This window comes from Skermanella aerolata KACC 11604 (assembly GCF_000936425.1).
Taxonomy (GTDB): Bacteria; Pseudomonadota; Alphaproteobacteria; order Azospirillales; family Azospirillaceae; genus Skermanella; species Skermanella aerolata.
Genome location: NZ_AVFK01000002.1, coordinates 205,981 through 220,305 on the forward strand (window position 1 = coordinate 205,981; position 14,325 = coordinate 220,305).

The 14,325-nt window shown below is 64.5% G+C and carries 11 protein-coding genes; 4 read left to right on the plus strand and 7 right to left on the minus strand.

The features are described 5' to 3' along the window. The 4 genes from N826_RS03975 to N826_RS03990 are packed head-to-tail and all read right to left on the minus strand — an operon-like array spanning window position 1 to window position 5,241. Complete coding sequence (locus N826_RS03975; protein ID WP_044426086.1) at window positions 1–795, minus strand: ATP-binding cassette domain-containing protein; 795 nt, start codon at window positions 793–795, stop codon at window positions 1–3. Beyond that, window positions 792–2,705, minus strand: coding sequence for a dipeptide/oligopeptide/nickel ABC transporter permease/ATP-binding protein (locus N826_RS03980; RefSeq protein ID WP_044426087.1), 1,914 nt, complete (start codon window positions 2,703–2,705; stop codon window positions 792–794). Before N826_RS03980 ends, N826_RS03975 begins: the two co-directional genes overlap by 4 nt. Then, window positions 2,702–3,649 (minus strand): ABC transporter permease, encoded by a 948-nt coding sequence (locus N826_RS03985; RefSeq protein WP_044426088.1) that lies wholly within the window; start codon window positions 3,647–3,649, stop codon window positions 2,702–2,704. The genes N826_RS03980 and N826_RS03985 overlap by 4 nt, the downstream gene beginning before the upstream one ends. 14 nt (window positions 3,650–3,663) lie before the next feature. After that, window positions 3,664–5,241: an ABC transporter substrate-binding protein gene (locus tag N826_RS03990; RefSeq protein ID WP_084720465.1), complete on the minus strand. Its 1,578-nt coding sequence runs from the start codon at window positions 5,239–5,241 to the stop codon at window positions 3,664–3,666. 192 nt (window positions 5,242–5,433) lie between these two features. On the opposite strand from N826_RS03990, the gene N826_RS03995 reads away from it, so the two are divergent. Further along, window positions 5,434–6,570 carry an efflux RND transporter periplasmic adaptor subunit gene (locus N826_RS03995; RefSeq protein WP_063772187.1) on the plus strand — a complete coding sequence of 379 codons (1,137 nt, stop codon included), beginning with the start codon at window positions 5,434–5,436 and terminating at the stop codon, window positions 6,568–6,570. A 10-nt stretch (window positions 6,571–6,580) separates the two neighbouring features. Next, a complete protein-coding gene (locus N826_RS04000; protein WP_044426090.1) occupies window positions 6,581–9,742 on the plus strand; it encodes an efflux RND transporter permease subunit in 3,162 nt (1,053 codons plus the stop codon). A 41-nt stretch (window positions 9,743–9,783) separates the two neighbouring features. Here N826_RS04000 and N826_RS04005 read toward each other — a convergent pair whose 3' ends face one another. Next, a complete protein-coding gene (locus N826_RS04005) occupies window positions 9,784–10,281 on the minus strand; it encodes a hypothetical protein (protein ID WP_044426091.1) in 498 nt (165 codons plus the stop codon). A 319-nt stretch (window positions 10,282–10,600) separates the two neighbouring features. Beyond that, the gene (locus N826_RS04010; RefSeq protein WP_044426092.1) at window positions 10,601–11,206 is read right to left on the minus strand and encodes an ABC transporter substrate-binding protein; all 606 of its coding nucleotides are present in this window, start codon (window positions 11,204–11,206) and stop codon (window positions 10,601–10,603) included. Window positions 11,207–11,418: 212 nt separating this feature from the next. Between N826_RS04010 and N826_RS04015 the strand changes: the two genes are divergently transcribed. Next, the gene (locus N826_RS04015) at window positions 11,419–12,810 is read left to right on the plus strand and encodes a pyridoxal-phosphate dependent enzyme (RefSeq protein ID WP_044426093.1); all 1,392 of its coding nucleotides are present in this window, start codon (window positions 11,419–11,421) and stop codon (window positions 12,808–12,810) included. Continuing rightward, on the plus strand, window positions 12,810–13,991 hold the full coding sequence (locus N826_RS04020) for a trans-sulfuration enzyme family protein (protein ID WP_044426350.1): 1,182 nt from the start codon (window positions 12,810–12,812) through the stop codon (window positions 13,989–13,991). The genes N826_RS04015 and N826_RS04020 overlap by 1 nt, the downstream gene beginning before the upstream one ends. A gap of 7 nt (window positions 13,992–13,998) precedes the next feature. Here the strand turns inward: N826_RS04020 and N826_RS04025 are convergent, their stop codons facing one another. Continuing rightward, on the minus strand, window positions 13,999–14,184 hold the full coding sequence (locus N826_RS04025) for a hypothetical protein (protein ID WP_044426094.1): 186 nt from the start codon (window positions 14,182–14,184) through the stop codon (window positions 13,999–14,001). Between the last annotated feature and the right edge of the window lie 141 nt (window positions 14,185–14,325).

Consider the following 14,325-nt stretch of genomic DNA (forward strand, 5'->3'; position numbering starts at 1 on the left):
TCAGGCTGTTGCGGTATCAGCCAATCCGCCCGGCACGCTTGCGAGCAGGGTCTTCGTATACGGATGCCGGGGCTGGCTGAACAGGGTGGTTCGGGGAGCCTGCTCGACGATCTCGCCGTTCCGCATCACGGCGACCCTGTCGCACAACGTCTCGACGACGGCCAGATCGTGGCTGATGAAGACGTAGGCGAGGCCAAATTCCTGCTGGAGCTTCTTCAGCAGCAACAGGATCTGCGCCTGGATCGAGACGTCCAGGGCTGAGACAGGTTCGTCCAGCACGATCAGGCGCGGCTTTGCCGCCAATGCGCGAGCGATGCCGATGCGCTGAGCCTGTCCGCCGGAGAACTCGTGGGGATAGCGGTCGAGGAACTCGGGGCGGAGATGGACCAGCGCCATCAGCTCCTCGACGCGCTCGCGCCGACGGCTTCTCGTCAGGCCGAGGAGGTGGTTGAGCGGGTCTTCGAGGATGCGGCGGATGGTCTTGCGCGGGTTCAGTGCGCTCGACGCGTCCTGGAAGACGAACTGGACCTGCCGGTGGAAATCCAGCGAGCGCCGCTTCGCTACCGCATGCCCCTCCATGCGGATCGTGCCGCTGTCGGGCGTTTCCAGGCCGACCAGCATGCGGGCGAGGGTCGATTTGCCGGAGCCGGACTCACCGACGATGCCGAGCGTTTCACTGGGACGCACCGCGATGCTGACGCCCCGGACGGCGTGGACCGGCTGCCGCTTGGTGAACCAGCCGTCTCCGCCGAAACTCTTGTGCAGGTCGGCGGCTTCCAGCAGCGCGTGGGTCATGGTTCGAAAGCCCTGATGCAGCGGGACGAGCGGCCGGGGCCGAGGTCTTCGAGCGGGATCGAGCCGATCCGGCACCGGTCGATCACCCGGTCGCAGCGATCGGCGAAATGGCAGCCCGGCGGCAGGTGGTTGACGGCGGGCGGCAGGCCGGGGATGGCGTCGAGGGCGCGTTCCGGCTGACCCAGCACGGGGACGCAGGCCATCAGGCGGCGGGTATAGGGGTGACGCGGATCGCGCAGGACTTCAGCCGTGGTGCCGGTCTCCACGATGCGGCCGGCATACATGACCATGACGCGGTCGCACAGTTCCGATACCACGCCGAAGTCGTGGGTGATGAACAGCAGCGCCGTGTCGCGCTCGCGGCGGAGGTCCTGGAGCAGCTTCAGCACTTCCGCCTGGATGGTCACGTCGAGCGCCGTGGTCGGCTCGTCGGCGATGATGATGTCGGGATCGTTGGCCAGCGCCATGGCGATGCCGATGCGCTGGCGCTGGCCGCCGGAGAGTTCGTGCGGGTAGGCGGAAGCGCGGTCGCGCGCGTTGGGTATGCGGACGCGGTCCATCAGGCCGATGGCGTGGGTCAGGGCTTCCGCGTGGGTGACGCCCTGGTGGCGGGTGATGGTTTCGACGATCTGCTCGCCCACGGTCATCAGCGGGTTGAGGGTGCCGAGGGGGTCCTGGAAGATGAAGGCGATGCGGTTGCCGCGCAGCTCCTGAAGCTTCGGCAGCGGCAGGCCCAGGAGTTCCTGGCCCCGGTAGCGGATGCTGCCGCCGACGATGACGCCGGGCGGAGTAGGCACGAGGCCGAGCAGCGAGAGGGCGGTGACCGATTTGCCGGAGCCGGACTCGCCGACGATGCCCAGGCACTCGCCGGGGCGAAGGTCGAAGCTGACGTCGTCCACCGCCTTGTAGCGCTCCTCGTTGAGGAGGAAGTGGGTCCGGAGGTTACGGACGCTGAGGATCGCGTCCGGAGCGGCGGGATTGCCAGCTTGCTGCCGGATGGCGTCACAGGCGACGGCGGTGGCGGGGCCGGGGCGGACCAGTCCGCCGGATGCGAGCCGTGGATCGACGAGGTCGCGGATGCCGTCGCCGACGAGGTTGATGCCGATAACAACCAGCAGGATCACCAGACCGGGGATCAGTGCTATGTGCGGCGCCACCAGCAGGAGGCTGCGGCCTTCGCCCAGCATGGAGCCGAGGTCTGCCTGGGGCGGCTGCGCGCCGAGGCCGAGGAAGCTCAGCCCCGCCGTTTCCAGGATCATCCAGCCGAGCGTGGTGGAGAAGGTGATGACGATGACCGGCAGCAGGTTCGGCAGGATTTCGCCGGTCAGGATCGTCAGGTTGCCCTGGCCGCTGAGACGGGCGGCGGCGACGTAGTCGCGCCGCTTCAGCCCAACGGTGACTCCCCGCACGGCGCGGGCGAAGAACGGGATGTTGACGATGGAGATCGCGAACAGCGCGTTGAGCAGGCCCGGACCCAGGGCCGCCACGATGGCGAGCGCCAGCAGCAGGTAGGGGAACGCCATCAGCATGTCGATCGCCCGCATCAGCACGCCGTCCACCCACCGGCCGCAGAAGCCGGCGACGATGCCGATGGTCGAGCCGATCACCGCCGCCGTGACCGCGGCGATCAGGCCGACGGCAAGGCTGACGCGGGTTCCCCAGACGATGCGGGAAAGCATGTCGCGGCCAAGGTGGTCGGCTCCCAGCAGGTGCCCGGCGCTGAAGACAGGAGCCAGCCGGTTCGGCAGATCGGTGGCGTTCGGGTCGGGCAGGGGCAGCAGCGGGGCGGCAATCGCCAGCAATGCGACGGCCGCCAGGATCAAGCCGCCGGCGACGGCAAGCTGATTGCGGCCGAAGCGTGCCCAGGTGCCGGGCCGGGCAGCGGGAAGAGTGGTGGTGGTCGCCGTCATGTGCCGATCCTCGGGTCCAGCATGTGCTGGATCAAATCGGCCGCAAGATTGATCAGGACGTAGCAGGCCGCTACCACCAGCACGCCGCCCTGCACCAGCAGGATGTCGCGGGTCGAGATCGCGGTGACCAGCATCCTGCCGATGCCCGGCCACTGGAAGACCGTCTCGATATAGACGGCGCCGCCGAGCACGAACCCGGTCTGGATGCCGATGATCGGCACGATGTTGACGAGAGCGTTACGGAGCGCGTGGCGGAGGATCACCGTCCTCTCGGTCACGCCCTTGGCCCTGGCCGTGCGCACGAAGTCCTGCCGCAAGACCTCCAGCATGGTCGAGCGGGTCAGGCGGGCGATCACTCCGGTAGCCACCACGGCGAGGGTGAAGGCGGGTAGCGCCAGATGGTGCAGCAGATCGGTAAGGCCGCCGCCACCGTAGATCGCGTACATGCCGCTGACCGGGAACCAGCGCAGCCCGACCGAGAAGATCAGGACCAGGATCAAGCCCAGCCAGAACGACGGGGTGGACAATCCTACGAGGACGGCCAGCGTCAGCGCCTTGTCCTGCCAGCCATACTGGCGCACCGCGGAGACGACGCCCGCCGCCAGCCCCAGGATGGTGCAGAGAATCAGCGACGCTCCCGCCAGCAGCAGCGTCGGACCAAGGCGTTCGGTTACCTCGTCCAGCACCGGTCGGTTGAGGCTGTAGGAGCGGCCGAAATCGCCCTGGAGCAGGTTTCCCAGCCAGACGGCGTATTGCTCGATCAGGGAACGGTCGAGGCCAAGGTCCTGGCGAAGCTGCGCCGTGTTCTCGGGCGTCGCGAAGCTTCCCAGGATGGCGAGCGCCGGGTCGCCGGGGATCATCGCCATGATCAGGAAGACGATCACGGAGATGCCGAGCAGGACGGGGACGATCATCGCCAGACGGCGGAGCGCGTAGGACAGCATTGCTCAGGTCTCCGTCATTGGGCCGCCTTGGAGACATGGGCGAGGTTGAGCAGGAAGGAGGGCTGAAGCTCGAAACCCTGCACGCGTTCCGTCGTGACGGCGTTCTGCTTCCAGTTGGCGACAAAGGCCCAGGGGGCGTCCTCGCGGACTATGCGCTGGACTTGGCGATAGAGTTCGGCGCGGGCGTCGCGGTCGGTGGACTGGCGGGCTTGCAGCAGCAGCTTGTCCACCTCAGGGTTGGAATAGTAGCCGGAGTTGAAGCCGCCCCTCTCCGGCAGCGCATCGGTGCGGAGCGTCAGGAAGGGCAGCGTGTCCGGATCGTTGGTCATCCAGGCCATCTCCGCCATGTCGCCCTTGCCGACTAGCCCCTGGTTGACCAGCCCGAGATAGGTGTTCCACTCATAGGTCTGGATCGTGACCTTGAATCCTACCTTGGCAAGGTCGGCCTGGATCGCGGTCGCCATCGGGACCGGCGCCAGCATGCCGGAGCCACCTTCCGCCACCAGGAACTTCAGCTCGGCGCCCTCGGCGCCGGCCTCTCGCAGAAGGGCGCGGGCACGGTCGGGATCGTGGGGATAGGGCTGGAGCGTGTCGTCATGCGCCCACTCGAACGCTGCGGGGACGATGCTGTCCGCCACCGTGGCGGTTCCCTGGAGGACGCCTTTGACCAGCGCTTCCTTGTCGATGGCGTAGTTGACCGCTTGCCGAACCCGGACGTCCTTGAACGGACCTTCGCGGGTGTTGAGAATCAGGAACCATAGATGCGGTCCCGCCTGCTCATGGAACTTGAAGCCGCCGGCCTTGCCAAGCAGGTCAACCGCGTCGGGCGGAACCTCGACCATCAGGTCGAGACCGCCGGCCAGCAGCTCGGTCAAGCGGGTGTTAGCGTCGGTCAGCGGGCGGAAGATCACGGCCTGGAGCTTGGGCGCGCCGTCCCAGTAGTCGGAATTACGCTCGACCACGACCTTGGTGTTGCTCTGCCATTCGGCGAAGCGGTAGGCCCCTGTGCCGACCGGCTTACGGCCGTAGTCCTTGCCGCCCTTGCGGACGGCTTCGGGTGATACGATCAGCCCGGTCGGGTAGGCGAGGTTCGACAGCAGCGGGGCGTAAGGTTCCTTCAGGTGAAAGACGACTGTTCGCGGATCGGCGGCTTCCGTTCGTTCGATGGCGCTGAAGAAGAAGGCCAGCGGGAAGGGACCGGTGTCATGCTGCGGGTGCTTGCCGTCCAGCATGCGGTCGAAGTTGAACTTGACGGCCTCGGCGTCGAACGGCGCGCCGTCATGGAACTTGACGCCCTGCCTGAGCTTGAAGGTGTAGGTCTTGCCGTCAGATGAAACTTCCCAAGTCTCGGCCAGCGCCGGTTCGATCTCCAGCGTGCCGCTGCGGACCCGGACGAGACCGTCATAGAGGTTCATCAGGATACGGAAATCGTTGGTCGCCGTGACAGCGTGCGGGTCCAGCGACTTCGGCTCCGCGATCTGCCCGACGACCAGTACATCGTCCGGGACCTGCGCCGATGCGGGCGACGCGCCGAGCGCCATGAGCATCAGGAGCGTGCCGCACGCCGCACGCCAGCCGTTCTTCCATGTCATGGCCCCGGCCTTTCCGCTGATTTCCCCTGGTTTGGGAACGACTGACGGGAGGCTAGGTTCCGACGTACGTGTACGTCACCCGGCGTTTTTGGGGGATTACAGTAAGTTGCACGGCAATTCTGAGGCGTAATCGGTAACTTCGTTAGAATACTCCCCATTGCCGGAAGCCGGTGCGGCAGCGGGGAGAGTTCAATGAGAATCAGATCTTTGCGGAGCATTGCGGCCCTTGCCGCTCTGCTGTCGCTCGGGGCGTGCGACGACCGCAAAGATGCGGCAACCGGTGCGGCGTCCCAGGCGCCGCCTCCGGCTGTCGGAGTAACCGCCGTCAACCGGGAGGCGGTGACCGCCAATCACAGTTTTATCGGCCGGGTCGTCGCGGTCGATGAAGTGGATGTCAGGGCACGCGTACAGGGGTTCCTGCGGGAGAGGCTGTTCACCGAGGGGCAGGTGGTCAAGGCGGGCGATCCGCTCTTCCTGATCGAGCAGGAGCCCTATGAGGCGCAGCTTGCCCAACGGCAGGCGGAGGTCGCCAGGGCGGAGGCGGAGGTCGCGAATGCCGAAGTCCAACTCAGCCGAGGCCGCGACTTGCTGAAGCGCAACAACATCTCCGAAGCTTCGGTCGATGAGCGCGAGGCCGCCGCCGGCGTCGCCCGCGCCGGAGTGCTTCAGGCGAAGGCGGCGCTTCGGGACGCCGAAATCAACCTGAGCTACACGAAGATCGCGTCACCGATCGGCGGGCGGGTCGGACGGGCGGCATATACGGTCGGCAGTCTGGTGGGACCGCAGTCGAACCCGCTGGCGGTGGTGGTCAGCCAGGACCCCGTCTATGTCACGTTCCCGGTCAGCCAGCGGGAGCTGCTGGATGTCCGCAAGCGTCAGGCATCGGGCAAGGAAGGGGAGTTGGCGGTAAAGCTGCGGCTGGCCGACGGGTCGATGTACGGCAAGGCAGGCAAGTTCAATTTCCTCGACGTCAAGGTCGATCCGGGGACCGACACGGTCGCGGTGCGGACCGAGTTCCCGAACCCGGACGGCGTGCTGGTGCCGGGCCAGTTCGCCGAGATCGTGATCGAGGAATCGGCGCCCGAAGAGGCTCTGGTGATCCCGCAGGCTGCCTTGCAGATCGATCAGGCCGGTCCCTTCGTTCTGGTCGTCGGGTCGGAGAAGAAGGTGGAACCCCGGCGGGTCGAGGTCGGCCAGGCCCAGGGGAGCAGGATCACGGTCGCGAAGGGCTTGAACGAGGGCGATCTTGTCATTGTGGAGGGCGGGCAGAAGGTCAGGCCGGGACAAGTCGTGACCGCCAGTCCCATGGCTCCCCCGGCTGGTACATGAGGGTAAGGTCATGCTGAGCAGCCTGTTCATCGACCGGCCCCGGCTGGCCTTCGTCATCTCCATCGTGATAACGCTGGCCGGCCTGATAGCCCTGACGCGGATTCCGGTCGCCCAGTTCCCCGACATCGTGCCGCCGCAGGTGCGGGTGACGGCGTTCTTCCCCGGCGCTTCGGCCGATGTCGTGGAGAGCACCGTCGCCCAGCCGATCGAGTCCCAGGTCAACGGCGTCAGCGACATGCTGTACATGAAGTCGACCAGCGGCAACGACGGCAGCTACACGCTGACGGTCACCTTCGCGGTCGGGACCGATCCCGACATCAATACGGTCAACGTGCAGAACCGCGTCAAGCTGGCGGAAGCGAAGCTGCCGGAGGAAGTGACGCGGCAGGGGCTGGACGTCCGCAAGATGTCGTCGGCCCTGCTCCAGGTCATTTCGTTGTACTCGCCCAACGGGACCTATGACGGGCTGTTCCTGAGCAACTACGTCACGATCAACCTGACCGATGCGCTGGCGCGGATACCCGGCGTCGGGCAGGCCTCGCAGTTCGGAGCACTCGACTACAGCATGCGGGTGTGGCTGGACCAGACGCGGCTGACCAATTTCGGGCTGACGTCCAAGGACGTTTCGGCCGCTATCGGCAGCCAGAACGTCCAGGCTCCGGTCGGGCGAATCGGAGCGGAGCCGATTTCCGAGGACCAGCAGTTCCAGCTGTCGCTCCAGACCAAGGGGCGGCTGACCAGCCCGGAGGAATTCGGCGCGATCATCGTCCGCGCCAATCCCGACGGTTCGGTGGTGCGGGTGCGCGATGTCGGGCGGGTCGAGCTGGGGGCCAAGTCGTTCGACCAGTCGAGCCGGCTGAACGGCAAGCCGGCCGCCATGCTGGGAGTCTATCAGGCGCCGGGCGCCAATGCAGTCGCGGTGGCGGAGGGCGTCCGCGCCACGATGGAAAGGCTGGCGACGCGGTTCCCCGACGATATCGAATACGAGGTCGTCTACGACACGACCGTCTTCGTGTCATCGACCATCGAAGAGGTCATCCATACGCTGATCGAGGCCTTCGTACTGGTGGTCGCCGTCGTCTTCCTTTTCCTGGGTCAGTGGCGGGCGACGCTGATCCCGACGATAGCGGTGCCGGTATCGCTGATCGGCACCTTCGCCATCATGCTGGCGCTGGGGTTTTCCGCCAACACGATATCGCTGCTGGCCCTGGTGCTGGCGATCGGCATCGTCGTCGATGACGCTATCGTCGTGGTCGAGAACGTCGAGCGCGTGATGGAGGAGGACGGGCTTCCGCCGAAGGAAGCGACGCGGAAGGCGATGGGCCAAATCACCGGCCCGATCATCGCCATCACGCTGGTCCTGCTGTCGGTGTTCGTGCCCGTAGCCTTCGTGCCGGGTATCACCGGGCAACTTTATCAGCAATTCGCGGTGGCGGTGTCGGTATCGATGGTGCTGTCCGCGATCAACGCGCTGACGCTCAGCCCGGCGCTCTGTTCGATCCTGCTGAAGCCCAGCCATGGGCGGAAAGGGATCATGGGGCGGGTGCTGAACGTGATTGATCGGACCTGCGACGGCTATTCCTCCATCGTCAGGATGCTGGTCCGGCGGGCTCTGCTGGGCATCGTCTTCCTGGTGTTGGCAATGACGGGTGCCGGGTATCTGTTCACGGTGACGCCGTCCGGCTTCCTGCCGGAAGAGGATCAGGGCGCCTTCTTCATGGAGATGCAACTGCCGGAGGGTGCGTCGGTCAACCGGTCCCTGGCGGTGGCGGAGCGGGTCGAGCGGATCGTGGCGGAAGCGCCGGGTGTTGCGAACGTATCGACCGTGCTTGGCTACAGCTTCCTGAACGGGCTGAACCAGTCCAACGCAGGCTTCATGATCGTGTCGCTGAAGCCGTTCGAGGAGCGCGACGATCCTAGCCTGTCGGTCGCCTCGATCATCGGGCGCATCCGGGGCGAGCTGGCGGCGATCAGCGCCGCCACGGTCATCCCGTTCAACCTGCCACCGATCATAGGTCTGGGCTCGAGCGGCGGGTTCGAGTACCAGCTCGAGGATTTGGCGGGCGGCAGCGCCGCCGATCTGGCGGCGACCATGCGCGGGCTGATCTTCCAGGCCAACCAGCAGCCGGAGTTGGGGGCCGTCTTCAGCACCTTCGCCGCCAATACACCGCAGCTTTACGTCGAGGCCGCTCGGGAAAAGGCGCAGGCCCTGGGAGTCGCTGTCGGCGACATCTTCGCCGCGCTCCAGGCGTCGCTGGGAGGCAGCTACGTCAACGATTTCAACGCCTTCGGCCGGGTCTGGCAGGTCAACATCCAGGCGGAGGCCGCCGACCGCGCCAAGGTTACGGACATCTACCGCATCCATGTCCGGAACAGCGCCGGCGATATGGTGCCGCTGCGCTCGCTGGTTGAAGTCCGGCTGATCCTGGGGCCGCAATCGTTGATCCGCTACAACAACCTGCGGAGCGTCACCATCAACGGGCAGGCCGCCCCTGGGCGAAGCTCCGGCGAGGCGCTGGCCGCGATGGAGCGGGTTTCGGCGACGGGACTGCCGGGTTCGTACACCTTCGAGTGGACTGGGACGGCGTTGCAGGAAAAGGCGGCGGCCGGGCAGACGACGGTGATCCTGGGGATCGCGGTGCTGTTCGCCTACCTGTTCCTGGTGGCCCTGTACGAGAGCTGGAACATCCCCATTCCCGTGCTGCTGTCGGTCAGCGTCGGACTGGTCGGTGCGATGGCGTCGCTGTGGCTCGCAGGGCTCAGCAACGACATCTTCGCCCAGATCGGCATCGTCGTCCTGATAGCGCTGGCCAGCAAGAATGCCATCCTGATCATCGAGTTCGCCAAGGAGCGGCGCGAGCATGGGGATTCCATCATCGACGCGGCGGTCGGCGGCGCCAGGGCGCGTATCCGTGCCGTGATGATGACCAGCTTCGCCTTCATCCTGGGCCTGCTGCCCCTGGTGATCGCGACCGGACCGGGAGCGGCCAGCCGGCGGGCGGTCGGCACGGCGGTGTTCGGCGGAATGATCGCGGCGGCGACGCTGGGGATCTTCCTGATCCCGATGCTCTACGTGATCTTCCAGCGGATGCGGGAGCGGGTGGGTGGAAACAGATCGAAGGCGCCGGGGGTGGGCATGAATGCAACTCAGCAGCATTCCTCTGCCGAATAGTTCGCTAAATATTAAGTGAAAATGGTTCTAGAATTTGTAGATTATTCTACTATATTAGTGGGCTTGCCTCTATATCTACAGAAGGCATGCATGGTTAGGCAAAGCCACTCAAGATTTTCTGGGCGTTCTTTGAGAAGGCAGTACTCAAGGTCGTCCTGAATCGACTCATCCATATCTTGAGGGTCTATTTCTAAAATGCCATAAATGACAAAATACATAAACGTTACAAGGGCGATACGTTTTCCTGAATTCGGTACCTTGCCCTTGAATGTGAAGAACTCTGATGCTGTATAATTGGCCAGTGTCCAGATGTATAAGGCAGCAATTTTGTGGTTGGCGAGCAGGTTATCACCCGTCCCCTGGATCTCGGCAAACTCGGTTCGCAGCTTCAGGTAGTCAGTGAGAGCTTTATCGATTGCAACGCTTTTACGCAGGAAAGAAACAGGAAATCCTAAACTCGAGAAGAGCGACTCTGTCTTTTTTCCAGCGTCGAGCAGCATGCCGCGACGTTTAAGGTCTACAAAAACTGATTCGCTCATTATTCCAGGTCTTGATGACGCATGCGATTTATCATTTTTTCAGTCCTTGAGCGGATATGATCCTCTGCGGCGGTCATACGTTCCCTGATCTTGTCGTAATCGAGAGGCGAACTCGCATTGCTCATCCGGACATGTTCAAGACCTTCTGTGTCCGGCAGGGGGCGGTAATCTTTTCTGTATGTTTCCATAGTTACACATCCAAAAAACCTACAATTTATGTAGCTTTTTTATATACGTTCTCTAATGGCGTCAATGCCGTATCGCCTCCGCCTTACGGCCGAGGCATGCGACCGATCACCTCTGGCAGGAGGTACCGAGGCTATCGCCCCGCTGCCACCCCATCCGCGTAGCTGTTCAACTCCTTCGTCAGCGCCGCGATGCCGCCGTTGCGGAGCGCGTTGGCGTAGTCGGAGCGTTGCACGGCAAGCTGACTGATGGTGCCGTCGAGCAGCACGTCGGCGATGCCCCATTTGCCGTCGCGCTGGCGGAGCACGTAGGTCAGCGTCACCGGCTTGTCGTTCGGGCGGATCAGGCGGGTTTCGACCAGGGTGGTGCCTCGGGGGCCGACGCGGTCGCCGACCGTCTCGAAGCTCTCGCCGCCGTAGCCGGTGAAGCGCTGGACGTACTGGGCGGCGCTGCGGCGGGCGAAGGCTTCCAGGAGCGACTTCTGCTGGTCGGGCGGTGCGCGGTCGTAGTCGGGGGATGCGGCGACCCGAAGCGAGGTTTCCAGGTCGTAGTTTTCCCGGACGACAGGTTCGAACTGTTGCAGGCGGGTGCGCGCGGGGACCTTCTGTTCAGCGGCTTTCATCAAAGCGATTATCCCCTGGTTGAGCGCATTGACGCGGTCGGTGGCGGACTGTGCCGCCGCGAATGCCGGCAGGCTGAGCCACAGGATGGCGGCGACGAGGAGGCGGGTTGCTGGCATCTGGGGGTCCTGGTGCCGTTGATCGGGGCGCTATGGAAAGAAAGCGCGGATGGGGTGTTCGTAGTTCCAAGGGATATGGAAACGCCGGAACGTTCGGTCGGATAGCCCTGAATTGGCGCTTGCGCCGGGCGGGGGATGACGTTGGTATAGGGTGACTGGTGGTTTTCTGCGTCCATGTCTTCTGCAACTCAACATCGAAGTGAGTTTGTGACATGCCAGCTACTCAGATATCGACGGCGCCCCGGCCGGGGGTGCTCGGCCTGATCGGCGATACGCCTGTGGTTGAGATAACCCGCTTCGACACCGGACCGTGCCGGCTGTTCGTGAAGCTGGAAAGCCAGAACCCCGGCGGCTCGATCAAGGACCGCATCGCCCTGTCGATGATCGAGACGGCGGAGCGCGACGGCCGCCTGAAGCCGGGCGCCACGATCATCGAGGCGACGGCGGGCAACACGGGGCTGGGGTTGGCTCTGGTCGCGGCCCGCAAGGGCTATAAGCTGATCCTGGTGGTTCCGGACAAGATGGCTCGAGAGAAGGTCCTGAACCTGCGGGCGCTGGGGGCTGACGTGCGGATCACCCGCTCCGATGTCGGCAAGGGCCATCCCGAGTATTACCAGGACCTGGCCCATGAAATCACCGCCGGCCTGGACAACGCTTTCTACGTCAACCAGTTCGGCAATGAGGCTAACCCGCTGTCCCACGAGACCACGACGGCGCCGGAGATCTGGCGGCAGATGGAGGGACAAGTCGATGCCGTTGTCTGCGGCGTCGGTTCGGGCGGGACGCTAACGGGGCTGGGACGCTTCTTCAAGCGCGTGTCGCCGGAAACTGAAATGGTGCTGGCCGATCCGGAAGGCTCGGTGCTGGCCCATTACGTCAAGACCGGAGAGCTTTTGGAGGCTGGTTCCTGGGCGGTCGAGGGCATCGGCGAGGACTTCATCCCGCCGGTCGCCGACATGTCACTTGTGACCTCGGCCTACACCATCCCCGACCGCGAAAGCTTCGAGACGGCGCGTGACCTGCTGGTGCTGGAAGGCATCCTGGCCGGATCGTCGTCCGGTACGCTGGTATCGGCGGCGCTGCGCTACTGCCGGGACCAGACGGTGCCGAAGCGGGTCATCACCTTCATCTGCGACAGCGGCAATAAGTACCTGTCCAAGATGTTCAACGACTTCTGGCTATTGGAGCAGGGCTTCACCGACCGGCCCCATTACGGCGACGTCCGCGATCTGGTGACGCGCCGCTACGACAGGGGCGGCACGATCTCGGTCGGACCGGACGACACGCTGCGGACCGCCTATAGCCGCATGAGGGCAGCCGATATTTCACAATTGCCGGTGATCGAGGACGGCAAGCTGGTCGGGCTGGTGGACGAGAGCGACCTGCTCAGGGATATCTCGGGACATGGCGGGCCGAAGGCGTTCCAGCGGAATGTCCGTGACGCCATGACCGGCTCGCTCCAGACATTGGATGCGCGCTCGCCGATCGACGCGCTGTTCCCGATCTTCGCGGCGGACCGAGTCGCCATCATCACGGAGAACGACCGCTTCATCGGGCTGGTGACGCGGGTCGACATGATCAACCACTTCCGCCTGGGGCAATGATGAACTCGAATTCCGCGAACCGGCTGGCCTTCTCCACCCGCGTCATCCATGCCGGGCAGTCCCCCGATCCATCGACCGGGGCGGTCATGATGCCGATCTACGCCACCTCGACCTTCGTCCAGGAAAGCCCCGGCGTCCACAAGGGGTACGAATACGCGCGCAGCCAGAACCCGACCCGTATGGCGTTCGAGCGCTGCATCGCCGATCTGGAAAGCGGGACGGCGGGCTTTGCCTTCGCCTCGGGGCTGGCCGGAATCTCGACGCTGCTGGAAACGCTGGATGCCGGCGCCCATGTGGTGGCGTCGGACGATCTCTACGGCGGCAGCTTCCGGCTGTTCGAGCGGGTGCGGAAGCGCTCGGCCGGCCTGCGGATAGACTATGTCGATCTGGCTGACATGGATGCCTTGACCTCGGCGGTTAAGCCGGAGACGAAGCTGATCTGGATCGAGACTCCGACCAACCCGATGCTGAAGCTGAGCGACCTGGAAGCAATCGCCCGCTTCGCCAAGGAACGCGGCATCTGGACGGTCGCGGACAATACCTTCGCCAGCCCCTGGGTGCAGCGGCCGATCGAGTTGGGAATCGACGCGGTCGTCCACAGCACGACGAAGTACCTGAACGGCCACTCTGACATGGTCGGCGGAACGGTGGTGGTGGGAGAGAACACCGAGCTGCGCGACCAGATGAAGTTCCTCCAGAACGCCGTCGGAGCGATCAGCGGGCCGTTCGACAGCTTCCTGGCGCTGCGCGGGCTGAAGACGCTGGCGCTGAGGATGGAGCGCCACTGCGGCAACGCGCTGGAATTGGCGCGCTGGCTGGAAACCCGGCCGGAGGTCAAGCGGGTGATCTACCCAGGGTTGGAGAGCCATCCGCAGCACGCGTTGGCGCGGCGGCAGATGCACGGCTTCGGCGGTATCGTCACGGTCGAACTGAATGCCGGTCTGGCGGAAACCAAGCGGATGCTGGAGCGGACGCAGTTGTTCGCGCTAGCTGAGAGCTTAGGGGGTGTGGAGAGCCTGATCGAGCATCCTGCGATCATGACGCACGCGACCATTCCACCGGATCAGCGGCAAGCTCTGGGCATCAGCGACGGGCTGATCCGGTTGTCGGTCGGGGTGGAGGACGTGAAGGACCTGCGGGCGGACTTGGAAACCGCCCTGAAGGCGGTTTCCGCAGCCTGATCCGGCTTTAGCTGTCGCCGGGCTTGCGCGGCTTCAGGTTGGGGGCGGCATCGGAGGCTGGCCCCTGCTTGCTGCCGGTGCCGCCCGATGTCGTGGTGTCCTTCTTGCCGCCCTCTCCGCCGCCTTGCGGAATTGTGCTGTCGCCCTTGAGGCGTTCCTGAGCCTTGGCGGCGGCCTGTGCTTCGTCTGTCATGTGTCGCTTCCTTGCATCTGGTTCGGATGGTCCTTTACTCTCAACAGAAGCGCGCGCGATTCGTGCTTAACAGGGTTGCATAAAAAACTTCATAAGCGTCATACCAAGACTTGATCTTGGTATCTCCCGGCGTAAAGACCT

Excerpts from the sequence above, each read along its gene's own strand:
- N826_RS04015 (WP_044426093.1), top strand. The coding sequence starts at position 11,419 with ATGCCAGCTACTCAGATATCGACGGCGCCCCGGCCGGGGGTGCTCGGC.
- N826_RS04025 (WP_044426094.1), bottom strand. The coding sequence starts at position 14,184 with ATGACAGACGAAGCACAGGCCGCCGCCAAGGCTCAGGAACGCCTCAAG.
- N826_RS04000 (WP_044426090.1), top strand. The coding sequence starts at position 6,581 with ATGCTGAGCAGCCTGTTCATCGACCGGCCCCGGCTGGCCTTCGTCATC.
- N826_RS03990 (WP_084720465.1), bottom strand. The coding sequence starts at position 5,241 with ATGACATGGAAGAACGGCTGGCGTGCGGCGTGCGGCACGCTCCTGATG.
- N826_RS04020 (WP_044426350.1), top strand. The coding sequence starts at position 12,810 with ATGAACTCGAATTCCGCGAACCGGCTGGCCTTCTCCACCCGCGTCATC.
- N826_RS04005 (WP_044426091.1), bottom strand. The coding sequence starts at position 10,281 with ATGAGCGAATCAGTTTTTGTAGACCTTAAACGTCGCGGCATGCTGCTC.
- N826_RS03980 (WP_044426087.1), bottom strand. The coding sequence starts at position 2,705 with ATGACGGCGACCACCACCACTCTTCCCGCTGCCCGGCCCGGCACCTGG.
- N826_RS03985 (WP_044426088.1), bottom strand. The coding sequence starts at position 3,649 with ATGCTGTCCTACGCGCTCCGCCGTCTGGCGATGATCGTCCCCGTCCTG.
- N826_RS03975 (WP_044426086.1), bottom strand. The coding sequence starts at position 795 with ATGACCCACGCGCTGCTGGAAGCCGCCGACCTGCACAAGAGTTTCGGC.
- N826_RS03995 (WP_063772187.1), top strand. The coding sequence starts at position 5,434 with ATGAGAATCAGATCTTTGCGGAGCATTGCGGCCCTTGCCGCTCTGCTG.
- N826_RS04010 (WP_044426092.1), bottom strand. The coding sequence starts at position 11,206 with ATGCCAGCAACCCGCCTCCTCGTCGCCGCCATCCTGTGGCTCAGCCTG.